This is a genomic window from Neosynechococcus sphagnicola sy1, assembly GCF_000775285.1.
GTDB lineage: Bacteria > Cyanobacteriota > Cyanobacteriia > Neosynechococcales > Neosynechococcaceae > Neosynechococcus > Neosynechococcus sphagnicola.
This window is the reverse complement of the sequence record NZ_JJML01000016.1, coordinates 51,258-76,911: the sequence shown is the minus strand read 5'-3', so window position 1 is coordinate 76,911 and position 25,654 is coordinate 51,258. Positions and strand designations below refer to the sequence as shown.

The 25,654-nt window shown below is 50.4% G+C and carries 13 protein-coding genes and 4 pseudogenes; 8 read left to right on the top strand and 9 right to left on the bottom strand.

All coding sequences use genetic code 11. The annotated features are described in order from the left end of the window. Positions 1-305: 305 nt before the first annotated feature. Positions 306-443 carry a transposase gene (locus DO97_RS30160; protein ID WP_081980665.1) on the bottom strand — a complete coding sequence of 46 codons (138 nt, stop codon included), beginning with the start codon at positions 441-443 and terminating at the stop codon, positions 306-308. A 481-nt stretch (positions 444-924) separates the two neighbouring features. On the opposite strand from DO97_RS30160, the gene DO97_RS07560 reads away from it, so the two are divergent. The 3 genes from DO97_RS07560 (at position 925) to DO97_RS07550 (ending at position 5,063) form a co-directional block, all read left to right on the top strand. After that, the gene (locus tag DO97_RS07560) at positions 925-3,705 is read left to right on the top strand and encodes an NHLP bacteriocin export ABC transporter permease/ATPase subunit (protein WP_081980664.1); all 2,781 of its coding nucleotides are present in this window, start codon (positions 925-927) and stop codon (positions 3,703-3,705) included. A gap of 571 nt (positions 3,706-4,276) precedes the next feature. Beyond that, positions 4,277-4,633 carry a HesB/IscA family protein gene (locus tag DO97_RS07555; protein WP_036532364.1) on the top strand — a complete coding sequence of 119 codons (357 nt, stop codon included), beginning with the start codon at positions 4,277-4,279 and terminating at the stop codon, positions 4,631-4,633. A gap of 7 nt (positions 4,634-4,640) precedes the next feature. Beyond that, positions 4,641-5,063 carry a tetratricopeptide repeat protein gene (locus DO97_RS07550; RefSeq protein ID WP_036532197.1) on the top strand — a complete coding sequence of 141 codons (423 nt, stop codon included), beginning with the start codon at positions 4,641-4,643 and terminating at the stop codon, positions 5,061-5,063. A 28-nt stretch (positions 5,064-5,091) separates the two neighbouring features. Here the strand turns inward: DO97_RS07550 and DO97_RS30920 are convergent. The 4 genes and pseudogenes from DO97_RS30920 to psaA form a co-directional block, all read right to left on the bottom strand. Then, positions 5,092-6,692, bottom strand: a pseudogene (locus tag DO97_RS30920) (Hsp70 family protein). After that, complete coding sequence (locus DO97_RS07540; RefSeq protein ID WP_052128501.1) at positions 6,676-7,362, bottom strand: DUF4337 domain-containing protein; 687 nt, start codon at positions 7,360-7,362, stop codon at positions 6,676-6,678. The pseudogene DO97_RS30920 and the gene DO97_RS07540 overlap by 17 nt, the downstream one beginning before the upstream one ends. Before the next feature lie 110 nt (positions 7,363-7,472). Then, a pseudogene (gene psaB / locus DO97_RS07535) lies at positions 7,473-9,702 on the bottom strand (photosystem I core protein PsaB). A gap of 25 nt (positions 9,703-9,727) precedes the next feature. After that, a pseudogene (gene psaA, locus DO97_RS07530) lies at positions 9,728-12,023 on the bottom strand (photosystem I core protein PsaA). A gap of 949 nt (positions 12,024-12,972) precedes the next feature. On the opposite strand from psaA, the gene DO97_RS24980 reads away from it, so the two are divergent. Both DO97_RS24980 and DO97_RS24975 read left to right on the top strand, forming a co-directional pair. Further along, complete coding sequence (locus DO97_RS24980) at positions 12,973-13,773, top strand: hypothetical protein (RefSeq protein ID WP_204368528.1); 801 nt, start codon at positions 12,973-12,975, stop codon at positions 13,771-13,773. Between the two features lie 161 nt (positions 13,774-13,934). Beyond that, positions 13,935-14,576: a hypothetical protein gene (locus tag DO97_RS24975; protein WP_204368527.1), complete on the top strand. Its 642-nt coding sequence runs from the start codon at positions 13,935-13,937 to the stop codon at positions 14,574-14,576. Positions 14,577-14,730: 154 nt separating this feature from the next. Here DO97_RS24975 and nblB read toward each other — a convergent pair whose 3' ends face one another. The 3 genes from nblB to DO97_RS07510 all read right to left on the bottom strand — a co-directional run bounded on the left by nblB (position 14,731) and on the right by DO97_RS07510 (position 17,295). Next, entirely contained in the window at positions 14,731-15,399 is a 669-nt protein-coding gene (nblB, locus tag DO97_RS07520; RefSeq protein ID WP_036532196.1) for a phycobilisome degradation protein NblB, read from the bottom strand. An 84-nt stretch (positions 15,400-15,483) separates the two neighbouring features. Continuing rightward, positions 15,484-15,948 carry a CBS domain-containing protein gene (locus DO97_RS07515; protein WP_036532194.1) on the bottom strand — a complete coding sequence of 155 codons (465 nt, stop codon included), beginning with the start codon at positions 15,946-15,948 and terminating at the stop codon, positions 15,484-15,486. 57 nt (positions 15,949-16,005) lie between these two features. Next, positions 16,006-17,295 carry a tetratricopeptide repeat protein gene (locus tag DO97_RS07510; protein ID WP_162182962.1) on the bottom strand — a complete coding sequence of 430 codons (1,290 nt, stop codon included), beginning with the start codon at positions 17,293-17,295 and terminating at the stop codon, positions 16,006-16,008. 278 nt (positions 17,296-17,573) lie between these two features. On the opposite strand from DO97_RS07510, the gene purD reads away from it, so the two are divergent. Beyond that, positions 17,574-18,857, top strand: a complete 1,284-nt coding sequence (gene purD / locus DO97_RS07505; protein WP_036532193.1) for a phosphoribosylamine--glycine ligase — start codon at positions 17,574-17,576, stop codon at positions 18,855-18,857. Positions 18,858-18,941: 84 nt separating this feature from the next. After that, positions 18,942-20,903, top strand: a complete 1,962-nt coding sequence (nblS, locus tag DO97_RS07500) for a two-component system sensor histidine kinase NblS (RefSeq protein ID WP_036532191.1) — start codon at positions 18,942-18,944, stop codon at positions 20,901-20,903. Between the two features lie 88 nt (positions 20,904-20,991). Here nblS and DO97_RS07495 read toward each other — a convergent pair whose 3' ends face one another. Then, a complete protein-coding gene (locus DO97_RS07495) occupies positions 20,992-21,438 on the bottom strand; it encodes a hypothetical protein (RefSeq protein WP_204368526.1) in 447 nt (148 codons plus the stop codon). A gap of 215 nt (positions 21,439-21,653) precedes the next feature. Between DO97_RS07495 and DO97_RS07490 the strand changes: the two are divergent. After that, positions 21,654-25,639 (top strand): annotated as a pseudogene (locus DO97_RS07490) (magnesium chelatase subunit H). Positions 25,640-25,654: the final 15 nt, after the last annotated feature.

The following is a 25,654-nucleotide window of genomic DNA, read 5'->3' as shown; positions in this document are numbered from 1 at the left end:
CAGAGTATTGACACAGGCTGAACACACTGCTGCCATCCCCGCCAACTTGACAAGAGAGTGTAGTATATTTACATTTTAATCTGTTTGTTTTCCTCTCGGCTGATGCGCTGGATTGGCACTGGGATTAGGGTGGCATTGATGATTTGCCCCCCTTACGCCTCATACTCTGACTGCCGCAGAAATCCTGCAAATTCCTCAAAGACCACTTCAATAAGTCTGGCTTGTCTCAATCGCTGGTCAAACCCTCCAAGGGTCGTCGCGTCCGGAATCTCCCCTCCTCCACACAAGCCCACAAACCGTCGGAATCACCCTTGGTCGTGTGCTTGGTATTCCACTTCTTCGTTGCTGAAGTTATAGAGTTGCTTCAAAATTAAGAGTTTGAACAAGATCAGCGGGTCGATGGCTTTCCGTCCACCTGAGCTTTTGCGAGCTTGCCTTGGCAGTTGCTCTAGGACTTAGCGCAATACCTCCCACGGCACTATCTCGTTGAGGTCTCTCAATTTGTCCTGACACGCTTCTAGTCGTTGTCGGCGTTTCTCAATTCTGCTAAAGCCTTTGCCCATCCCTGACTCTCTTCCAGCCTATCTCTAGCTTCAAACAGATCCTGCCTTGTCCTCGCTATTGTCATGAATTCTTTCTGTTTTTCGAGGTGCCCTTACCAGAAACCGTTATAAAGCATGGTATTTATATTTATAAGATTTTAGCTACCTCGTTGCACTGACACCCCAATTATGCACCTTCCAAAGTAACATGCACCCAGTTGATTAAATTGTTCGAGCGTTTCCATTGGCTGGGGGGTAAAATTTAGGGCATACCCTCAGCCTACTATTTGTTGAAATCTTAAACATTTAGCATGCCTGTATTTATTGAAGTATGCTATACATGCCAATAGCTAAAAATTTCTGTAATTAATTCTTAATACTTATGGTCATTGGTAATACATTTGAGCTGACTGGAAAACCAGCTCAAACCTGGTCTTTGGAAAATGGTTTTGCCATATTATTTTATACTTCTGCAGGCAGCAAAAGAAGATACAGATTACTCAATATCCCCCCTGGATTAGTCATATATGGATTACCTGCTTGCAAGGAATTCAGTTTGTTTGTTCAAACTTTAGGTGAAGGAATAATCTATCCGATAGAGGCTGAATTTAGAAATCAGACCATAGCAAGATGGCTTGAAACCCTGTATGGAACTATGCAGCCTTTGTTGTCGAATCCAGCACAGTTAGCAATCACAGATGAAAATATCAATGAATTAAAATCAGGTGAGTTATTTCGTACTGATGCGGGAGGTTGTAACTGGATAGCAGCTGTTCAGGGAAATATTCGCTGGCAGGGCTATGTAGATTTACCGATCGGACTGCCTATTCCAGTTACTCATAGCACAAGGATTGAGGCAATAACATCAGCAAAACTGAAAATTATTGAACCTGATTACTTAGGAAATGAATCTCAAATACTTGGCTTGCAATGGATTCATTCCCAATACCTAAGCTGGCTTAGTAAGATACACACGGAAAGAATTGAACAGGAGAAAAAAAGTTTACACGACTATGGTTATCATAATTTTAAGAATATTGAAAGTGCATACTGTAAGCTTAAAGACGTTTTATCAGGCGACGAAATAAATAATCGAGATGCTGATCCATTATCTGCTTCACTAAAAAAGATCGGCGACAAGATAGGGATTAAGTTTGCTACGAATTTAGTTAACAGAAATCAATCATTAAAAGAGAATTTACAACAGATTTCCAGAGCTTCGCGAATTCGTATGCGAGCCGTTAAATTGTTAGGAAAATGGTGGGTTAAAGACTCAGGTTTTCTGTTGAGCTATTGGCGGGAAAAGCAAGAACCCATTGCTTTAATCCCTCAATCAGGTAGAATCTATAAAGTATTTGACCCCAGTACAAAAAAATTTTCTTTAATCAATGAAGACGTTGCCGGTAAGATTAGTGACGTTGCATTTATTTTTACACGTCCGCTTAGACGTGAGTTACAAAGAGCCTGGGATTTAGTTAGCTTTGCACTTTATGGTAAATGGTTAGATCTAGGTTTGATTTTGGTATTCGCACTATTTATACAGATTTTACTTGTCCATATTCCAGCACAGTTTTATCACATATTAATTGACCAGGCAATTCCAGATTCAAACTATGGATTGCTTGCTCAGCTCGGAATGGGATTAATTGGGTCGGCGATCGCAGTAGCATTTTTTCAGTTTATTCAAAGTATGATCTTACTTAGAGTAGAAACATGGGCAGAATTTGATACGCAATCAGCTGTTTGGGATCGAGTACTTGATCTACCGATGAATTTTTATCGTCAGTATTCCAGTGGTGGGTTAACGAATCGAGTTTTCAGTGTAACTGAAATCAGAAAATTGCTAACTGGCTCAACATTACAGGCAATTATTTCAGGAGTTATATCCTTAACTAATGTTGGCATGATGTTTCTATACAATCCCACCTTAACTTGGATAGCTGTTGGATTGATCAGCTTAATTACCATTGCTACATTAATTCATGCCTATTTCATTCTGAAGATACATGAAGAAATGCGCCAGATGACAGGTAATCTTTATGGAATGATTGTTCAGTTTATTTCGGGAGTTACTACCCTCCAAGTCACTGGAGCAGTACCCAGAGCGTTTCTCACCTGGAGTGAACTATACAGTAAACGGCAACAGCTTATTTTAAGAACTCAAACCTGGGGAGATAGTCTGAGATTAATTAACCACGGTTCGACAATAGCAAGTACAGCAATTTTGTTTGGTGTAATTGGCTTTAACTTAGAGCAAGGGAATATCCTGACTGGAACATTTATTGGCTTTAATATTCTGTATACTAATTTTTTCCAAAATGCAACTCAGTTTACCTACACATTGGTCTCGCTTCTCCCGGTAGTCACTCTGTGGCGACAGGTTGAACCTATTTTAAAAGCACAGCTGGAAATCAAAGCCGATTGCCGTAACCCTGGTCAACTGCAAGGGTATATACAGGTGATCCAGTTGTGTTATCGGTACAATGTCGATCAACCCTTCACCTTAAATCAAGTTAATATTGAGGCTTCTCCTGGAGAGTTTGTTGCTATTATTGGTCCATCCGGGTCAGGTAAATCAACCCTGTTTCGACTGTTGCTTGGCTTTGACCAACCAGAAGCGGGAGCAATATACTATGATCATCAGGAATTAAGCCAACTGGACTTGCCTTTAATTCGCCGTCAGATTGGTCTTGTTCTTCAGCATTCCCGTCTACTATCTGGTTCAATCTACGAAAATATTTCCTGTGGTGAGGATATTAGTCGTGAACAGGTATGGGAAGCCTTAGAAAAAGCAAATCTAGCCGATGAAGTTGCTGCCTTACCAATGCAACTTGAAACTCGGATTAATGAGAGTGGTAACAATTTTTCTGGTGGACAAATTCAGCGTCTGATGATTGCCAGAGCCTTAGGTCATAACCCTAAAATTATCTTTTTTGATGAGGCAACAAGTGCTCTTGATAATCAAACTCAAGCAAGTATTACAGATACTCTGAGTCAACTGCAAGCCACCCGCATTGTTGTGGCACATCGACTCAGCACAATTCGCAAAGCCAACCGTATTTATGTGATGGATCGAGGTCAAATTGTTCAATGTGGTACGTTTGCTGAGTTAATGTCTGAGCAAGGATTATTTGCTAGTCTTGCAAGTCGTCAACTGGAGTAATTTCACAGACTCAACGGCTCCAGAACCAATGGGGATGGGATAGAGAGCCATGGATTGAAGATCAGGATAATTGACAATACGCGAAGCATGTTGCCGCAGATAAGTAAATAAGTACATAAGTTCTGATAGGCATTGCATACTGCATTCTTCAATAAATCTAGAACAGACTCCAGACCAAGGGGTATGCCAATCGATGAGCCTGAATCCAGTCCGTCAGATTCAGGTCATTTCTAAAACAGGCTCTCACCCAATGCTCATTCAGTCAGGGAGCTTTATAGTCTCTCCAATAGCTAGCTTCCCCGAGAATGGGCAAGGGTAAGCAGACTTTGCCGCCATCTAAACTAATAGAGCCAACCACGTCTGGTGTCTCTGGTAAATCTGACCCTATTGATATCGCCGACCGTTACCTTTCTTCCAAAGTGGGATGCTCCCGGTTCAGCAAATGTGATTCTTAGTGATTCATTCGTTGAATTCCCCCGATACAATGGAAAGGCAAGTCTTTGTCCTGTGAAGTGCTGGATTGCATTTTGGCATTTTGGTTGAACCATCACCAGGGAGTTACACCGAACCCATGACTACAGCAACTCAAACTCCGAAACGTAGTATTCAAATGACCGATGCGTCCCTGAATCAGGTCATCGCCCTCCGTGAGAAACAGGGTACTGATCTCTGCCTGCGTGTGGGTGTGCGTCAGGGAGGCTGCTCCGGCATGTCCTACACCATGACTTTTGAAGATCCCAGCAATATTCAAGAATCCGATGAAGTCGATGACTACGAGGGCTTCAAAGTTGTCTGCGATCGCAAGAGTATGTTGTATCTCTATGGATTGGTTCTAGACTACAGTGATGCCATGATTGGGGGCGGGTTCCAATTCACCAATCCCAACGCCAACCAGACCTGTGGTTGTGGTAAGTCGTTCTCTGCGTAATCTCTCCATGACTCAGACCATTGAAGCCCTCTTTGATAGTGGTGTTGAACGCTACAAGGCTGGGGAAGATCCTGAAGCCTTGATTCCGCTCTTCAAAGAAGTGTGCGATCGCTCCCCGAAAAGTAGTACCGCCTGGACCTGTTTGGCTTGGTTATATTTGCTGACCCAAAAGCCTAGTCAAGCCTATAAAGCAGCTCAAAAGGCAGTGAAGTTGAATCCTCAAGATCCCCAGGCTCGGGTAAATCTCGCTCTGGCAATGCTTGAGACCTCCCAAAAGGGGGTGCGGGAACACATTGAACTTGCAGGACAGCTGATATTGGCGGTACCGGAACTGCGGGATGAAATTCAGCAAAACATCGCTGAGGGTCTTGGTCGTCAACCCGACTGGAAGAGCTTAAGTCGGGTTCAGCAATGGCTATTTGAGGCTTAATCCAGGCATTTATGGATCTGACGGTGGTTTAACTCAACTGCACCACGGCTTGATCTGCCACTAGGGTTCTCGCTGTCAAGAGATCCTTAACGGTCATCCTCAAGAAACGCTGGTTGTCGATGTAAAACTGCACCTTAATCCGATCACTGCCGGGATAGCCCAGGGGATCGAGGGTGGCAATACTTCGTCCCCCCTCCCGATCATTTAGGGGCTGAACAGCAGTCTGGTCACTGCCTAAGGTGCGGGTGACAAGACGATCACCATCAAAGTAAATTTCCGTACCACAGGCTGCTGCTCCCAACTCTCCAATCACTAATTCAATGCTGGGTTGATTGGCCGCAGAAGCACCGAGAACCAGTTCCACGGGTTCTGCCATGGGGTAAGCTTGTCCTGAGGGAATCAAGCGATGCCAGTTGTGGCGATTTTGGCGACGATCCCAATAGCGAATTCCATAGCTATGGTAGAGAAAGTCCTGTAATTCAAAGCCCTGAGCCAGTTGTAGAGCACCCTGGGCAATGGCTTCAAAGGGGCGATCGCAGCGAATTTTCCCCGAATCAAAATATTGCTGCATCCAGGTTTGCACGGCGGGCATTTGCGCCGTTCCCCCCACCATCAGCACCGCCCCAATCTCAGATAGCTCTACCCCCTGACGACGTGCTTGCTGGGCAATCTGGCTCATACTCTCATCCAGACGCTGAAAAAACCCCATGGCTTTGAAGAATCTGCTCCAACTGCGACCGATCCAAGAAGAGTTCATAGCTATCAAAGGTTTGCGGATCAAAATAGACCTCACTCCCTTGGGTCTGAAGGGACAGCTGAATTTTCAGCCGTTCAGCCAGACGGGTAATCAAGGGGGATGGGGTGAGTCCCAGCGTGCTACAAAGATGATCGGTAATCCAGTAATCAATGTCGCTACCGCCGAAGTTCTGTCCAGCCTTTGCCAAAACCCGTGCTATTTTGGGTTGCTGTCCGGAACGCTCCGCTAATTGCTGATTTCCCCACTTGAGAATCAACCCCAAGGGCCTTGAGGCTGTTGATGTTCCGGTTGCCAGCTGCACTAAAGACAAATCAAGGGTGCCACCGCCAAAGTCAATCACCAGTAGCAACTCCTGCCCCAGCATCTGATAGCCTAGTGCCGCCGCCGTTGGTTCGTCGATCATTTGTACCCGCTCCACCTGCAACGATTGGCTTAACTGCCCCAACCAATGGCGATAAGTTTCAAAACTATCCACCGGAACGGTGAACACCAGGGAGTCTACGGGGAGTGGCAACGCCCGAATTCCAGCAATCACCTGGCGTAAAAAACTGGTGTCCAACCTGGTTGAAATCAACGGTCTGTCCATCAAGTTCGGGTAAAAACCCCTGGATAGAACTGCCAATTCCTCGCTTAAAGTTGCGAAAAAACCGTGGATCAGCAGCCAGATCCAATCCGCGATCGCACACGGTCTGTCCGACCACTACCTGATGGAGGGCAGCATCTTCCACATAAACCAGACTGGGAATCAAGGGGGGATTTTGCCCCATACGCATTGATAAACCCGGTAAACTCAGGGTTTCAGGTTTTTGGGTGACTGCATTCCAGCGACCGACAACGGTGTTGCTGGTGCCAAAATCAATTGCCAGGGTCATAGGCCAATTTCATCGCCACAGGTTGAACCACAGGTTGCTGCGAGAGGAGCTGACTCACACTGCCTGGGTGCAGTTGCCAACCACAGAGCCCTGCCAATCCCATCAAGATGCCAATTGCCGTAGGAAACATTGCCAGTCCATAGAGCCAGCGTTTTTGCGACAGGGAGGTCAGTGCCAGCAGGGCGATCGCCAAGGTTAAGGCAGCTTCTGAGAGATCAAACTGGTCATCATGATCATTTAAGGCTGCGTAGGCTGTCTGAAATCCCTCCGCCTTGGTCTGAAGGCTCGACATTTTTTCCGCCTGGCTCTTGACAAATTCCTGGTAGGCCAGAATCTGCTTTTGATAGGCGGGTCGCAGTGCTGGAGGCTGGGTGATGGCAGCCAGTTTTAATTGATCTAGCGTTGCCTGCCCAATTTGCAGGCGGATATTGCGAGCTTGATACCAAGCCCAGTAGTCAATCTTGTCAGCCTGTGCCTGCTGCATTTCTTGGGCAATGTTGCCAGCTTTGACGGAACAAATTCCCATAAAAGTCGCCAACAATGCCACGGTAATGGCGACCACATTGTTCAGTTGACTTTTACGCTGCTCCCCAGGGGACCCTGATTGACCCGCCTGATCCTCCGGCTCCTCATCTCCCGTCTCAATTAAATCCATCGGATCGACAGCCATTGCTTCCTCACCAACTCTCTGATCTGATCCTACTGAACTCCAGACACAGATGATGCAAAAATCCCCCACCACAGGGGCAGGGGATTCATGCAGTCAAACTAGCGCCGGGGCTAGCCGTACTTAGCCGCCGTCGAAGCAATCACAAAGGCTGCATAGGTGACAATGTAGCCAACGGTGAAGTGAGCCAGACCGACCAAGCGAGCTTGGACGATAGACAGTGCCACTGGCTTGTCCTTCCAGCGAATTAAGTTCGCCAGAGGGGTGCGCTCGTGAGCCCAAACCAGGGTTTCGATCAGTTCTTGCCAGTAACCTCTCCAGGAGATCAAGAACATAAATCCAGTAGCCCACACCAAGTGACCGAGCAAGAACATCCAAGCCCAGACGGACAAATTGGTGGTGCCAAAGGGGTTATAGCCATTGATCAGTGGACCCGAGTATAGCCACAGGTAATCCCGTAGCCAACCCATGAGGTAGGTTGAGCTTTCATTGAACTGAGCTACGTTACCCGACCAGATACCGAGATGCTTCCAGTGCCAGTAGAAGGTGACCCAACCAATGGTATTCAGCATCCAGAACATTGCCAGGTAAAAGGAATCCCACGCTGAGATATCGCAGGTACCCCCCCGACCAGGACCATCACAGGGGAAGCTGTAGCCGAAATCGTTTTTTATCGGGCATCAGCTTCGAACCACGAGCATCCAACGCACCTTTCACCAAGATCAAGGTGGTGGTATGCAGACCCAGGGCGATCGCATGGTGAACCAGGAAATCTCCAGGGCCAATGGTGAGGAACAGAGAGTTGCTCCCACTGTTAATGGCATCTAACCAACCGGGTAACCAAACGTTACCGTAGTTGGGCCAGGCGGTTGAAGCAAGGCTGCTGGAGTTCGATAGCAGGGTATCAAACCCATAGAGTAGCTTGCCATGGGCAGCCTGAATGAATTGAGCAAATACGGGTTCAACCAGAATTTGCTTCTCAGGCGTCCCAAAGGCTACGACAACATCGTTGTGGACATACAAGCCCAAGGTATGGAAACCCAAGAACAAAGAAACCCAACTCAGGTGAGAGATCAGGACTTCTTTGTGCTCCAGCATCCGAGCTAGCACGTTGTTCTTATTCGATTCGGGATCGTAGTCCCTGACGAAAAAGATCGCACCGTGAGCAAACGCACCCACCATCAAGAACCCAGCGATGTACTGGTGATGGGTATAGAGGGCTGCCTGGGTCGTGAAGTCCTTCGCCATAAAGGCATAAGGTGGCATGGAATACATGTGTTGAGCCACCACGGAGGTTATCACACCCAAACAAGCCAAGTGCCATCCCAGTTGGAAGTGCAGTGAGTTGTTATAGGTGTCGTAAATTCCTTTATGACCTTCACCGATCATGCCGCCAAAGGGAGTGCCCTTGGGTGGGTTATGGGCTTCTTGAATCTCTTTGATGCTGTGACCAATCCCGAAGTTCGTCCGGTACATATGGCCAGCAACAATAAAGATGACGGCGATCGCCAAATGATGGTGAGCCATATCCGTCAACCAGAGAGACTCGGTTTGGGGATGGAACCCACCTAAGAAGGTGAGAATCGCAGTGCCTGCACCCTGAGAGGTACCAAACACATGGCTGGCCGTATCAGGATTCTGGGCGTATACCCCCCAGTTACCCGTGAAGAACGGAGCCAAACCAGCGGGATGGGGCAATGTCGTCAGGAAATTATCCCAGCCAACGTGCTGACCCCGAGATTCTGGAATGGCCACATGAACGAGGTGACCTGTCCAAGCCAGGGAGCTAACCCCAAACAAACCTGCCAGGTGGTGGTTGAGGCGAGACTCAGCATTCTTGAACCAAGCCAGGCTAGGCCGAAACTTGGGTTGGAGATGCAACCAACCAGCAAACAGGAACGTTGCCGACAGTATCAACAGAAATAGAGCACCGCTGTAGAGATCTCCATTTGTACGCATCCCTTGGGTGTACCACCAGTGATAGACCCCAGAGTAGGAGATGTCCACGGGGTAAGAGGCACCCGCTTGGGTAAATGCGTCAATCGCTCCCTTACCAAATTGAGGGTCCCAAATCGCATGGGCGATGGGACGGATATTCAGTGGATCTTTGATCCACTGCTCAAAGTTACCTTGCCAAGCGACATGGAACAGGCTACCCGATGCCCACAGAAAAATGATGGCAATGTGGCCGAAGTGGGAAGCGAAGATCTTTTGGTAAAGATTCTCTTCCGTCATGCCATCATGGCTTTCAAAATCGTGGGCTGTGGCAATCCCGTACCAAATCCGACGAGTTGTCGGATCTTGGGCCAAGTCTTGGCTAAATTTGGGGAATTTAGTTGCCATAGTTCTAACTGAATCCTCCTTGGCGTTATCCTATAGCACCCATGCGAGCTAAGAAGAATGCCCAGGTGGTGGCAATTCCTCCTAAGAGGTAGTGAGCAACCCCAACAGCCCGACCCTGAATAATGCTCAGAGCACGTGGTTGAATGGCGGGTGCAACTTTCAACTTATTGTGAGCCCAGACGATGGATTCAATCAGTTCTTGCCAGTAGCCACGGCCACTGAACAGGAACATCAAACTGAAAGCCCACACGAAGTGAGCACCCAAGAACATTAGACCGTAGGCGGAGAGAGCCGAACCGTAGGAATTAATGACTTGGGAAGCCTGTGCCCACAGGAAATCACGCAACCAACCGTTGATCGTGATCGCACTTTGGGCGAAATTACCACCAGTAATGTGGGAGACCGTACCGTCCGGATCAAGAGTGCCCCAGACATCAGACTGCATTTTCCAACTGAAGTGGAAGATCACCACAGAGATGCAGTTGTACATCCAGAACAGACCGAGGAAGACATGATCCCACCCAGAAACCTGGCAAGTACCACCCCGACCGGGACCATCACAGGGGAACCGGAAACCAAGGTTCGCTTTATCAGGAATCAGACGTGAACTGCGGGCAAACAAGACACCCTTAAGCAAAATCAACACCGTCACATGGATCGTGAAGGCATGGATGTGATGCACCATGAAGTCTGCTGTCCCCAGGGCAATGGGCATCATGGCAACCTTGCCACCCACTGCAATAATGTCGCCACCAAAAGCTGGACTGACAGAGGCTAAGGCATTGGGTGCCGTTCCACCAGGAGCTAAGGCATGGATATGCTGAATCCACTGAGCAAAGATCGGCTGCAACTGAATGCCCGTGTCTGAGAACAAGTCTTGGGGACGTCCAAAGGCACGCATCGTGTCGTTATGGATATACAGACCGAAGCTATGGAAGCCCAAGAAGATACAGACCCAGTTCAGATGGGAGATAATTGCATCCCGATGGCGAATGACCCGATCCAGCAAATTGTTCTGGCTTACGACGGGGTCGTAGTCCCGCACCATGAAGATGGCACCGTGAGCCGCACCACCGACGACAAAGAAGACCGCCTAACCACATATGGTGGGTAAACAGTGACAACTGCGTGGAGTAGTCCGTTGCCATGTAGGGATAGGGAGGCATGGCATACATGTGCTGAGCCACGATAATGCTCAGAGAGCCTACCAGCGCCAAGTTGATTGCCAACTGAGCATGCCACGAGGTGGTCAGGATTTCATAAAGACCCTTGTGTCCTTCACCAGTGAAGGGACCCTTGTGAGCCTCCAGAATTTCCTTCATGCTGTGACCAATGCCCCAGTTGGTGCGGTACATGTGACCCGCAACAATAAATAGCACTGCCAGAGCCAAGTGATGGTGAGCCGTATCAGACAGCCACAGGCTACCGGTCACGGGGTTCAGCCCTCCCTTAAAGGTAAGGAAGTCAGAATAAGCACCCCAGTTAAGGGTAAAGAATGGAGTCAGTCCCTTGGCAAAGCTGGGATACAGTTCTGCCATTAGACCGGGCTTGAGAATCCACTCATGAGGCAGGGGAATGTCTGCGGCTGCTTTAATCAACTTGCCGCCGATGGTCAAGGGCTTCCCAGCATCAATCGCATCTAGGCAAGCTGTAATCGGGAGGGAAACATGAATTTGTTGCCCTGCATAACCCAAACAGCCACAACCCAGTAAGACAGCCAGGTGATGGTTCATCATTGACTCAGCATTCTGGAACCATTCCAGTTTGGGAGCCGCTTTGTGATAGTGGAACCAACCGGCGAATAGCATCAAGGCAGCCATAACGAGGCCACCAATCGCTGTGCAGTAAAGCTGGTAAGAATTTGTAATGCCATTGGCGCGCCACAGATAAAATAACCCGGAGGTGATTTGAATCCCGTGGAAGCCGCCGCCGACATCTGCATTCAAAATTTCTTGACCCACAATTGGCCAGACAACCTGAGCACTGGGTTTGATTGCAGTGGGGTTGCCTAACCAAGCTTCATAGTTTGAAAAGCGGGCACCATGGAAGTACATTCCGCTCAGCCAGACGAACACAACGGCTAAATGGCCGAAATGTGCGCTAAAAATTTTGCGAGATACGTCTTCTAAGTCGCTAGTATGGCTATCAAAATCGTGAGCGTTGGCGTGGAGGTTCCAAATCCAGGTTGTGGTTTTGGGCCCTCGGGCTAGGGTGCGGTCAAAGTGACCCGGTTGTGCCCACTTCTCAAAGGATGTTGGCACTGGATCGTTATCTACAGCAACCCTGACCTTTTTCCCTCGCTCTGTTGGACTAATTGTCATCGAGATTCTCCTCTCTTTGAACAAGGAACGAGGATTACTCCATCCCGGTAGTTACCAGAGGGTAACTGGCTTCTCTTGCTGATGGGCTTGACTGCCGAATAGCTAGGTAGAACGGGCTTAAACCACAAGTTCATGAGACCAGATTGAGCTTTGTAACTCTGTACTCTAAGCATCTACTTGACAGAAGACCACAATCCAGATCACTTATCTAACCTAAAAACTAGACTAGAACCGTGATGGAGACTGCCTTGATGGAGTTCTCAACGTGCATTATAGGTCTTGCCTAACGACGCTTTTGGTCGGAGTTAACAATAATTCAAGGTCGGCTCTCTTCCTTGGTGTGCAGGCATTTACATTACTTTTACCCTGAGGGAGGGTCTTGCAGTCACACAAAACTCAACAATACTTAAAAAACTGGATTGATAAGTATTTTCATATAAGTTTACAAGTTCAGAGGATGGATGGGCCAAAGTCAAGGCTTATGGGGAGGAACAATTGGCCTGAGAGGGATAGGAGGTCAAGTGAAGACATGATGTCTATCTATTTATGATTTATGTATATATATATGGAAATTTTTTGGGCGTTGCTGATTAGCGGTATGAATCTACTCTTTCTGGCAATCACAAAATTTACCTGTACTTGGCTTGTGGCATTGTCAAGATCTTCGATTCATAGTTGGATTAAGCAATGCCAATTTTTATGGTAGCAATTGAGCCTGATGGATAATTCCAGTCATCTGAGGCATCGTCAAGGTGTAAAAGTTGTGATACAGAGACTATTGCTTCAGGATCAGCCCTTCATCGCTACCCTCTCAATTCGACAGTGATCTGAAGAGGAGGTTGAGCTTTTCAGCTATAGTTCCCTATGGGAGACTCCAGCAGTCAGCAAGCATCAGGTGGGAGCAGGTGGCGTGTTAAGGATCAATTGGCAACGGACATTGAGAGCAGTATTGTCAGTTCTGATAGCAATGCTGCTGTTGGGAAACCTGCAAGGGTGCGGCGATCGCTTGCAAGTATCAGATACATCTGTCTCTGGCTCTCGTCCAACGCTGCGAGTCGGTAAAATTTCTGAGGTCTCTCCGCCAGGGGTCATACAGTTACTGCGCCAAGACTTAGATCGCTACCAGCCTCAGGTTAAGATTTTGACCCCCAAGCCTGATCAGGTAATCACAGATAACACCCTGGCTGTGAATTTTCAAGTTCGGGACTTGCCGATTTTCCAAAACCTCAAACTGGGTCTGGGACCTCATTTAGAGGTTGTACTGGATCATCAGCCTTACACTATGGTCTATGACATCAGTCAGCCGCTGGTTTTGGAAGATCTAGAGCCTGGAACCCATACCTTGCGGGTGTTTGCCTCCCGTCCCTGGCATGAAAGTTTTAAAAATGAGGGTGCCTATGCTCAAGTTACCTTCCATGTCTTTACCAAAACCAATGATAACTATCCCAGTGTGGAGCTGCCGCTACTGACTTACAGTCGTCCCACAGGTAGTTACGGGGCAGAGCCAATTCTCTTAGACTTTTACCTCACCAATGCGCCGTTACATCTAATTGCTCAAGAGCAAGCTGAGGATGACGTGGCTGACTGGCGAATTCGCTGCACCATCAACGGTCAAAGCTTTCTCTTAGATCGGTGGCAACCCCTCTATCTCAAGGGCTTTCAGCCGGGGAATAACTGGGTACAGCTAGAGTATCTGGATCAGCAGGGGAGACTGCTCCAGAATGGTTTTTTAACAATTCAGTGCGATTGATTACCTACGAGCCCAATGGTCAAGATGGGCTTGCCAAGCTTGTGCGTGGAGAGTTGACGGTGGCAGAGGCTCGCGGCATTGTTGATCCAACTTATCAACCACAGACCCCTAAGCCAACTCCCTCATTCGTCCCGTCTGCTGTAACAGCTTCTCCTAGCCCCGTGCAGACACCGATGCCCTCACCCGAGCATCTGAATCCCTCTAAAGCATCACCCGAGGCTCCATCGGTGCTATCCCGTTCCCCAGCCCCCACGCTGTCTGCGCCGTCTCCCCTCCAGACAGCAACTCCCCAACCACCCAAGGTCGAGGCAGACGCAACTGTCCCCATCAAGCCTGCTCCTGACCCCTCACCAATTTCTCAGCCAGAGCCAGCTATTCTAGAAACCCCAGTCCCCCCTGTTTCCCAGCTCTCAGAGCCTGTGAAACCAGTCATGCCGAAGACAGCAGAGGGTTTCTTGAATCGCTTCCGTCGTCCTCCGGTCAGCCCAACCCCCGTAGCATCGCCACCTCCTTCCCCAGCTACGGATGCCTCTGAAGTTTCTGAAGTTAAAGAACCAGCCTCCGGAGAGACTACACCCGGTGGATTAGCACCTACCCCTGAATTGACACCGACGGCTACGGCTTCACCAGAGCTTTCCCCTCAGTCCCCAGTGATTTCGAAACCCTCTGGGCGCAAGCTTCAGGACTACTTTCATCGCACTCTTGCCACTCCGAGTCGCTCTCCGGCTGCCTTGCCAGAAGTCTTGGAGGATCTTGGAAGCAACCTACCACCAGGGGAGGGTAGCCCCCCCCAGTGGCTCTGAGTCAGCTGAGTCCCCCACCCCCTAACCTGGAGGCATGGAAAAAAAGCCCCTCAAGCTTTACAAGCTCGGTTAAAAGCCCCCAGCGGAACTAGAGGCTGGACACGGCATGGTACACGCAACTTTACAGCCTCTTCAGGCTTAGGTTTTAAGTTTTTCAGCGATTAGCTTCTAAAGCAGCTTGAGCCTCGTTAGCAATTTGTTCGACGGCATCACTGGCTAACTGTGCCAGGGTTCCGAGGGTGTCGGGGCCTCCCAATCGTTGGAAAGCCTGAACCACGCGATAGCGAATTTGCCAGTCAGTATGGGCAGCATAGGGAATTAACAGGGGCACAGCTCGCTGATCCCCCAGTTCTCCTAGGGAACCAATCGCTGCGATTTGTAGTAAGTCAGTTCCTGAATCGAGGGCATCCTCCAAAAGCGGTAACGCCCGCAGATCTCCGAGTTCTCCCAAGGCAGCAACAATGCTAAATTTCAACAGCCATTCTGGGGTGCTGTTATAAACTGCTTCTAAATCTTCAAACAGCTCAGTTAAATGCAAGGCACTGATTGCATCGGCCGCCGCAGCCTGTACATCCATTTCTCGCTCATTGAGGAGGCGATCGCGGAGAATGGTTTGAGATCGGCCTCGATCCTGACTCCCCAGGGTTGCCATTTGGCTAAGGGCAGCATATCTCACGCGGGGATTGGCATCGGCAATTGCAGTCTGAATGAGTTCAAACGCTTGGTGTGGCTCGAGAGTCCGGAGGTGATTGACACCGCGCAGGCGATCGCCCAAATCCTCTGACTGGAGCAATTGTTGGACAGATTCCGGCGTTGGGTTCATAACGGCATGAAAAAATGGATATTTTTAAGTGAAATCAAGCTTATAAATGTTTTGAAGAAATCTAGGTTGGCTGGATAAACAGCTTCAGGACTGACTACCAGCCATTTCCCGTACAATGTCACCCCGGGTGAGCACTCCCATAACTTGCCCATGGGTATCAACCACGAGCAAGCGCTGCACTTTCTGTTCGTGCATTAACCGAGCCGCTTGCGGCAAAGACTGATCGGGGAGAATGGTCAAGGGTTCCGTACTCATCACCTCGCCGACGGTTTGTCCCAGCGCCTTGTGCAGATCGCGTTCGTGTCGGAGGGGATTTTCTAAGTAGATCACACTGTCTAACAGCATGATGTAGGCAGGGGGGGTGACACCTGTTTCTTGCCACATCAAGTCTGTTTCTGACAATGTACCGACCAGTTTTCCGGCAGCATTGACAACGGGCAGGCCACTGAAATGTCGCTTTGCCAGAATCTGAATAGCTTCCTGGAGTGGGGTTTCCGGTTGTACCACAACTGGATCGGGGGTCATGACATCTGCAACAGTCTTGGGCATGATTCGCCAGTAATGCTTAGAATTGCTCTCCCCCATTGTACCGAGAACGGGATCGCTCTACTGAGCTTGTTGGCGAGTGACTTCTTGAATGCGAGCTTGGAAATACTCTTGCCGGTAGTTGAGTTGCTTGGAAAGCTCCAACCCCCGTCGAAAAGCTGCGATCGCTTGGGGATATGACTTTTGCAGCAGGTAAATCTGCCCCATTTGATCAAAGGTGGTCATCCGCCCCATTAGATTGTCGGACTGTTGATTCACATCTAATAAATACTGGTAGATCCCCAAGGCTTCTTTGAGTTGGTTCTGGGAACGGTAGAAGTTAGCCACCTGTTCCAGGGCATCCGCAGCATAGACAAATTGGTTGAGAGGAACGCCCAGGTTGTAGGTCTCCTGATAGTATTTCAAGGCTTGATCCATGCGATTGAGTGCCTGGTAGTTCTGGGCGATCGCCAGTTTTAAGGCCGGAATTGGCTTCGGATCTTGGGCTTTGAGATAGATCTGAATTAACTGCTCCTGGGCCGCGATCGCGGCTTCTGGTTTTTTATCTTGCTCCGCCAGGTAAGCCAGTTGTAACAGAATTTCTACTTCAGTCAGCGGCTCTCCCGGAGGCATACCGGGGGTGTTGCGTTGGCTAGGATTACTGGTTGTGGGCGATCGCCGGGGCGGGGTCAGCACTAGAGGCGCTGGCTTTTGGCGCACCAGTACCAGGAGTTCCTGATAGGCAGCCGTGGCCTGGGGGTAGTCGAACCAGTTGAAATAGACTTCGGCAATCATGGTGAGAAATTGCTCCTGCGCCTTCAAATCTCCAGAGGCTCGCGCCCGAGCCATCAACTGCCCATAAACACCCAAGGCCAATTCGGGAGCCCGAATTTGCTCGTAGGATTGCCCTAGGGCCGACTGTAAAGTCACCAATTCCGAGAGCGGCAACGGAGGGCTGGTGAGACCCAGTTCAATCGCTTGCAGCCGTTCTGTAATCACCCGCAGATGGGTGGCCTGGTTCTCCTTCCACGCGCGATCGCCCACCCGCCCGAGGGCTTGAATTTCATCTAATGTCCCTAAATAGCGCCGCAGGCGCAATTCCCGAAACCAGATCTCAAAGGCCAAGACTTTGTTCTTGGCGGTAAAAGCAGCTGTCCCTTGAGCATTGAGTTCATTGACCGCTTTTAAGAGAAAGACGCGCTCCGTTTTTGATAGGGGACGATCCCCAGCTCCCGATGGTAACAGGGGATCGGAGGTGGTCATTTCCAGGGGGTTGAATGGGAAGGCTGAGGGTTTGGCAGGTGTCTCTGCCAGGAGTGGGAGAGGGCTGAACCCAACCAGTAGCAGGGTTACCTGGCTCAACGCAGCCACCCCTATGTACCAGCGTTGCCGGCAAACTGGGCGGAGGGATCTGGGATGACATGACATAATGAAATGCATTTGATGCGGTGAGAAAATTTGATTTCGCCAACGATCATTAATCAAACCATTAATGGTTTCGTCCTTCGGCTCTAGAGGCAGCAGGTAACTGGTTCCATACCATTTATGAACTTAAGCTACCACAGGCGATTGGGGTTCTGTCTCAGTTCCCAATCATAGGCAGTGGCAGGCCAGCCCCATCCAGTTGATGATTTTGAAGTGAGGATCATATGAAAGTTTTAGTTGTGGGTAATGGCGGTCGAGAACATGCCTTAGCTTGGAAGTTACTGCAATCCAAGGTCGTCACCCAAGTGTTTTGTGTACCGGGGAATGGGGGCACTGCCAGTCTGGAGGGCTGCCGAAATTTGCCGCTGAATGTGGATGATTTTGAAGGGATTGCCCGCTTTGCCCAGGTCCAAAATACAGGGCTGATCGTTGTTGGCCCTGAACTTCCCCTTGCTCTTGGCATCACTGATTATTTGCGCCAGGAAGGGTTAACCGTGTTTGGCCCCACCCAGGCGGGTGCCCAAATTGAGAGCAGTAAAGCTTGGGCAAAAACCCTGATGCAAGCCGTCGGAATTCCCACCGCTGCCGCCGCAGTATTCACAGAGCCAGCATCAGCCTGGGACTATGTCCAAAGAGAGGGGGTGCCGATTGTGATTAAGGCAGATGGATTGGCCGCTGGCAAAGGGGTGACCGTCGCAACTACCTTGGAAACTGCCCAGACTGCGATTCAGGAGGCATTTCAGGGTAAGTTTGGTCTCGCAGGCAACACCCTAGTGATTGAGTCCTGCCTGACAGGTGAAGAAGTCTCGGTGTTAGCCCTCACCGATGGACTGACCATTCGCCCCCTGGTAGCCGCCCAGGATTATAAGCGAATTGGAGAGCAAGATACTGGTGCCAATACGGGCGGTATGGGAGCTTACGCCCCTGCTCCCCTCGTCACCCCGACGCTGATGCAGCGAATCCAGGAGCAGATTTTGGAACCCGCGATCGCTGCCCTGCGCGATCGCCAAATTGATTACCGAGGGGTACTTTACGCCGGACTGATGATCACCCCCCAGGGCGATCCCCAGGTGATTGAATTTAACTGTCGGTTTGGGGATCCGGAAACCCAAGTGATTTTACCCCTGCTAGAGGGTCCCCTCGAACCTCTCTTACTTGCCTGTGCTCAACAGCAGCTCCAGCAACAACCGGAGATTGTCTGGAAGCCAGAGCAAGCAGCCTGTGTGGTTCTGGCAGTCGAGGGCTATCCCGACGCTTACCGCAAGGGGCAGGTGATTACGGGTATTCCTGAAGCCACCGACCTCGGTGCCCTAGTCTTTCATGGGGGCACCCAGATGAAGCCAGATAAGTTGATCGCCGATGGGGGGCGAGTGTTAGGGGTAACCGCTACGGGAGCAACCTTTGACCAAGCGATTGCCCACGCCTATGCAGCGGCTAATTGCATCCATTTTGAGGGCAAATACTACCGGCGAGACATTGGTCACCGCCTTCTCCAACCGATAGCCTAGATACCCCCGCTCAATGCCGTTAGAATTTAGGTATACTGAGCTGATTTTGCATCAGCGATCCCTATCTTTCCCCGATGCTCCGCCTTGATTCAACTGCTGAGAAACTTCCGTGAACTATTGACCCATTGGTGGTCTGAGTTCACCCTCCAGACCCGACTAATGGCTGCGGCAACCTTAGTCGTTTCCCTGCTGATGAGCGGTCTGACATTTTGGGCTGTGAACACCATTCAGCAGGATGCCCACCTCAACGATACCCGCTTTGGCCGCGATCTGGGGCTCCTGTTGGCTGCTAACGTTGCTCCCTTGGTGGCTGAAGATCACCGCACCGAGCTGGCACAGTTCACCCACCGCTTTTATAGCAGTACCTCCAGTGTGCGCTACATGCTCTATGCCGATGCGGATGGAGAAATCTTCCTCGGCATTCCCTTTTCAGAGTCAGAAGTACAGAATTCTCTGACGATTCGGCGGCGGATTCAACTGCCCGACAACTTTGCGGAGAAGGCCGAACTGCCAATGGTTCGGCAACATCTCACCCCTGCGGGTGAAGTCACCGATGTGTTCATTCCCCTGAACCATGAAGGTCAATATCTAGGGGTGCTCGCCGTTGGCATTAATCCCAACCCAACCCTGATGATCTCATCCCACCTGACCCGTGATGTCACCACTGCGGTGTTTGTGTCCATCTGGGTGATGATGATTTTGGGAGCTGTCTTTAATGCCCTGACGATCACCAAACCGATTAAGGAACTGCTGGTTGGGGTAAAAAATATTGCAGCTGGCAACTTTAAACAACGAATTGATCTCCCCCTCGGTGGGGAACTGGGAGAGCTGATCTGTAGCTTCAATGATATGGCAGAGCGCCTGAAGCGTTATGAAGAGCAGAATATTGAAGAATTAACCTCCGAGAAGGCAAAGCTAGAAACCTTAATGGCAACGATCGCGGATGGAGCGATGTTGATTGACATCCACCAGCAGATTATCCTGGTCAATCCTATCGCTCGTCGCATCTTTGGTTGGGAGACCCAGGAGATTTTGGGGCAGAATCTGCTTCAACACCTCTCACCCACGGTGCAGAAGGAACTGCAGCAACCCCTCTGTGACATGATTACTGGCAAGTTGGAGGGAGCTGAATTTCGTCTCACCCTGGAGGAACCGCTCAATCGTACCGTGCGCCTGTTGTTGATGACGGTGCTGGATCAGCATCGAGAAAGCACTAAAGGAATTGCGATCACCGTCCAAGACATTACCCGCGAAGCCGAACTCAATGAAGCCAAGAGTCAGTTTATCAGCAACGTCTCCCATGAACTGCGGACACCGCTGTTTAACATCAAGTCTTTTATTGAGACCCTCCACGAGTACGGAGACGACCTCAGTGAGTCAGAACGCCTGGAATTTCTAGAGACGGCGAACCGGGAAACCGATCGGCTCACCCGCCTCGTCAATGATGTACTGGATTTATCTCGCCTCGAATCCTGCAAACGCTACAATTTTGAGGCGGTTGATGTCAGTGCAACCGTGGAGCAGACCTTGCGCTCGAATCAACTCAATGCCAAAGACAAAGGCATTGAGCTATGTCAGGAGCTGGAACCCCATCTACCGCCGATATTGGGAAATTACGACTTGCTATTACAGGTATTTGCCAATTTAGTGGGGAATGCCCTGAAATTTACCCAGTCTGGCGGGCGGGTCGTGATTCGTGCCTCTCTGCTGCCCCTGTCCTCCCCCGTCGATCCTGGCAGACTACGGATTGAAATTGCGGATACTGGCATTGGGATTGATCCGGAGGATCAGGAGGCAATCTTTGATCGCTTTTTCCGAGTCGAGAACCGCGTTCACACCCTGGAAGGAACGGGGCTGGGACTTTCGATTGTGCGCAATATTATGGAGAAGCACCACAGTCAGGTTCACCTCGTGAGCGAAGTGAGTGTGGGGACGACCTTCTGGTTTGACCTCCCTGTGTTTCGAGAAACTGCAACGCCCTTGGAACCGTTGATCCCAGAGGTATTAACATTGCCCCCCAGCTCTATATTGATGAGTACCCTTTAAAATTTTTCGGCTTCTGAGAACTTGAAGTGACAAGGGCTGATCCATTTCTGTGCCAGGGAAAATGGTGATCCATCGGTGTCAGGAGTGGTTACCGTCTTCCCATCAGGGTAACTAAAATACTCACAGCCAAAAGACTCACCATCGCGATCCAAAGCCCATGCCGCTGCTGCCAAAGCCTTAGTTGCCGGCTGAAATCGCTGCGGGGGGGTGTTGCCTGGATTGCTTGCAGTGGAAAGTATTGACGATAGAGGGTGCAGTCCCTGGCATGGGGCCGTTGGGGAAAGCTGCAACTGTTGTCTCGATGATAGGTGCAGGAGACACAGAGGGAAGATTGACCCTTGGCATGATGGAGAGGAATGCCGGGATGGCCAAAGGCTTTGAGGGGAGCCTGACAGGTTGGACAGGCGATCGCCTGGGCATAGACTGAGGGCTTGATAAATTGCTGACAACGGGGACAGCTGGGCATGGAACCGCGATCGCAGTTGAGATGTTCCTTTATCCTAAACTGGAAATTCCCCGAGACTTTCAGAAACATAAACCTGAGCAATTACTCCATTTTTTATAAACAAAAATTAAAAAACATCTCAGTCTTTTTATCAAATTGTGTCATCTGGGGGCCAAAACCCTCATCTGGCAAGCATTTTCTGCTAAAACGATGAATGCAACGTTTTGCGACCTGATTGATTTTCAGGTTCTTGCAGCCAAGGGCTGTAAATGAAGGCTGAAGGCGCAATAAAGGAGCTTTATCCCATGTTCACTCACGTCAAGTCCACCATTCGCCACATTGCCCCCGATGGTCTGGGGGAACGGTCTTTGATCAAGGTGGTCTATGTCGTGTTAGAGCCGCAGTATCAAAGCGCCCTCTCAGCGGCGGTGCGGTCGATTAACCAGCATAATCCTAATATTGCTGTTGAGGTCAGTGGCTACCTGATCGAAGAACTCCGCGATCCCCAAAACTATGCTGATTTTCAGCGGGATGTGGCAGTTGCCAATATTTTCATCGCCTCTCTGATTTTCCTAGAAGATTTGGCCGACAAGATCGTATCTGCAGTCGAACCCTACCGCGATCGCCTGGATGTAGCGGTGGTCTTTCCCTCCATGCCCCAGGTGATGCGCCTGAATAAAATTGGGGAGTTTCTCCATGGCTCAGTTAGGGCAATCGAAAAGCGCGATCGCCCAATTCATGAAAAAGCGCAAGGAGCAGTCGGGGTCGTCCTTCCAAGACGGAATGCTGAAGTTGTTGCAAACCTTGCCCAAGGTGCTTAAGTACCTGCCCATGGACAAGGCTCAGGATGCTCGTAACTTTATGCTCAGCTTCCAGTATTGGCTGGGTGGCTCTCAGGAAAACTTGGAGAACTTCCTGTTGATGCTGGCAGACAAGTATGTGCTGAAAAAAGAAGCCAGCGATCGCCTCCAATATCAAGAACCCGTTACCTATCCGGATATGGGGATCTGGCACCCCTTGGCTCCCATGATGTTTGAAGATGTGCGGGAGTATCTAAACTGGTTTAATTCCCGCCGCGATATTGCCGCCGATCTCAAAGATCCCTTAGCGCCCTGCATTGGTTTAGTCTTGCAGCGTACCCACCTGATTACCGGGGATGATGCCCACTACGTGGCGATGGTGCAGGAACTGGAGTCCATGGGAGCCAGAGTCATCCCGGTGTTTGCGGGAGGTTTGGACTTCTCCAAGCCCGTCGATGCCTATTTCTATGAGCCCAGCTCCCGAGAATCGAAATCCCTGGTGGATACGGTGATTTCCCTCACCGGGTTTGCCCTCGTGGGTGGCCCTGCTCGTCAAGATCATCCCAAGGCGATCGAGGCGCTTCAGCGGTTGAACCGCCCCTACATGGTGGCGCTGCCCCTGGTCTTCCAAACCACAGAGGAATGGCAAGATAGCGATTTGGGTTTGCATCCGATTCAAGTGGCCTTGCAAATTGCGCTGCCAGAATTAGACGGAGCCATTGAGCCGATTATTCTCTCAGGACGGGATGGCACCACGGGTAAGTCCATCGCCCTCCAAGATCGGATTGAAGCCGTCGCCCAACGGGCACTGAAATGGGCAAACCTGCGACGTAAGCCCAAGATGGAGAAAAAACGTTGCCATCACCGTCTTTAGCTTTCCCCCGGATAAAGGCAATGTTGGCACCGCCGCCTACCTGGATGTGTTTGGCTCCATCTATAAAGTTATGGAAGCTCTGCAGCACAATGGCTATGATGTCCACGGCTTACCAGCAACCCCAGAGGCCCTGATGCTGGAAGTCCTCCACAATGCCCAAGCGCAGTACAGTAGTCCTGAACTGAATGTGGCCTACCGGATGTCAGTGCCAGAGTACGAAGCCCTGACCCCCTATTCTGACCGCCTAGAACCCTCCTGGGGGCCACCCCCAGGCCATCTCAATAGTGACGGCCAAAACCTGTTGGTTTACGGCAAGCACTTCGGGAATGTATTTATCGGCGTCCAACCCACCTTTGGCTACGAAGGTGACCCGATGCGGTTGCTCTTCTCGCGCTCGGCTAGCCCCCACCACGGTTTTGCGGCCTACTACACCTATCTGGAGCAAATCTGGCAAGCCGATGCAGTGCTGCATTTTGGCACCCACGGCTCCCTGGAGTTCATGCCTGGGAAGCAGATGGGCATGTCTGGGGAGTGCTACCCCGATAACTTGATTGGCACCATTCCCAACCTCTACTACTACGCAGCCAATAACCCCAGCGAGGCCACCATTGCTAAGCGGCGCTCCTATGCCGAGACTATTTCCTACCTGACTCCCCCCGCCGAAAATGCCGGCCTCTACAAGGGGTTGAAGGAATTGAGTGAGCTGATAGCCTCCTACCAGACCCTCAAAGACAGTGGCCGAGGAATTTCCATTGTCAACACCATCATGGACAAATGCCGGATGGTGAATCTGGATCAGGATATCCACCTGCCGGATCGGGACGGCAAGGAGATGACCTCGGAGGAGCGGGATACCGTCGTCGGTCAGGTCTACGGACGCCTGATGGAGATTGAGTCGCGGTTGCTCCCCTGTGGATTACATGTGATTGGCAAGCCGCCCAGTGCCGAAGAGGCGATCGCCACCTTGGTCAATATTGCCAGTATTGATCGTCCTGAAAACGAGACCCTGGGACTGCCTCGGATCATTGCTAATAGCCTGGGTCGGGATCTGGATGACATTTACCGCAATAACGATCGGGGGGTGTTGGCCGATGTTCAACTCTTGCAAGACATCACCCTGGCAACTCGCGCCGCTGTCTCTGCCCTGGTTCAGGAACAAACCAATGCCGAGGGCCGGATTGAACGGGTGGCGGTGCTCAATTTCTTTAATATGGGGCGTAAAGAGCCGTGGCTGGAATCTCTGCACCAGCATGGCTATCCCAAGGTGGATGCCGCTGCCATCAAGCCCTTATTTGAATATCTGGAGTTCTGTCTGAAGCAAATCGTTGCCGACAATGAATTGGGGGCGTTGCTCAAATCCTTAGAAGGAGAGTACATTCTCCCTGGCCCTGGGGGCGACCCGATTCGCAATCCCGATGTCCTGCCTACGGGGAAGAATATTCACGCCCTCGATCCCCAATCGATTCCCACCGTTGCGGCGGTGCAATCCGCCCAAATTGTCGTCGATCGACTGCTGGCGCGGCAACGGGCTGAGAACAACGGCCAGTGGCCGGAAACCATTGCCTGTGTCCTCTGGGGAACTGACAATATCAAGACCTATGGGGAGTCCCTGGCTCAGGTGATGTTGCTGGTGGGGGTGCGTCCGGTGGCTGACTCCCTGGGTCGGGTCAATAAGTTGGAACTCATTGGCCTCGAAGAGCTGGGCAGGCCCAGAATTGATGTGGTGATCAATTGCTCGGGGGTGTTTCGCGATCTGTTCCTCAACCAAATGGGTCTTCTGGATCGAGCGGTGAAAATGGCCGCCGAAGCCGATGAACCCCTAGAGATGAATTTTGTCCGTCAGCATGCCCTCAAACAGGCTGAAGATCTGGGGATTAATCTCCGCCAAGCTGCAACCCGAGTCTTCTCCAATGCCTCGGGATCTTATTCCTCCAATATCAACCTAGCGGTGGAGAACAGCACCTGGGAGAGTGAGGCGGAACTGCAAGATATGTTCCTCTCTCGCAAGTCCTTTGCCTTTACCTCCGATAGTCCTGGGACGATGGAGCAATCCCGCCAGATCTTTGAGACGGCTCTGAAAACCGTGGATGCCACGTTCCAGAATCTTGACTCTTCCGAGATTTCCCTCACCGATGTCTCCCACTACTTTGACTCCGACCCCACCAAAGTGGTAGCGACCCTGCGGGAGGATGGTAAAACCCCATCGGCCTTCATTGCTGATACCACCACCGCCAATGCCCAGGTGCGCAGCCTTTCGGAAACCGTGCGTTTAGATGCCCGTACCAAACTGCTGAACCCCAAGTGGTATGAGGGGATGCTCTCCCATGGCTATGAAGGGGTGCGAGAGCTATCCAAGCGGCTGGTGAATACCATGGGCTGGTCCGCCACAGCTGGGGCGGTTGATAACTGGATCTATGAAGATACCAACGCCACTTTTATTCAGGATGCAGCGATGCGAACACGCTTGATGAACCTGAACCCCCACTCATTCCGCAAAGTGGTTGCCACCTTGCTGGAAGTTAATGGCCGTGGCTATTGGGAAACCAGTGAAGCCAACCTCAACCTGCTGCGGGAACTTTACCAGGAAGTCGAAGATCGGATTGAAGGGGTGGAGTAGGTACTTGCTGCTATC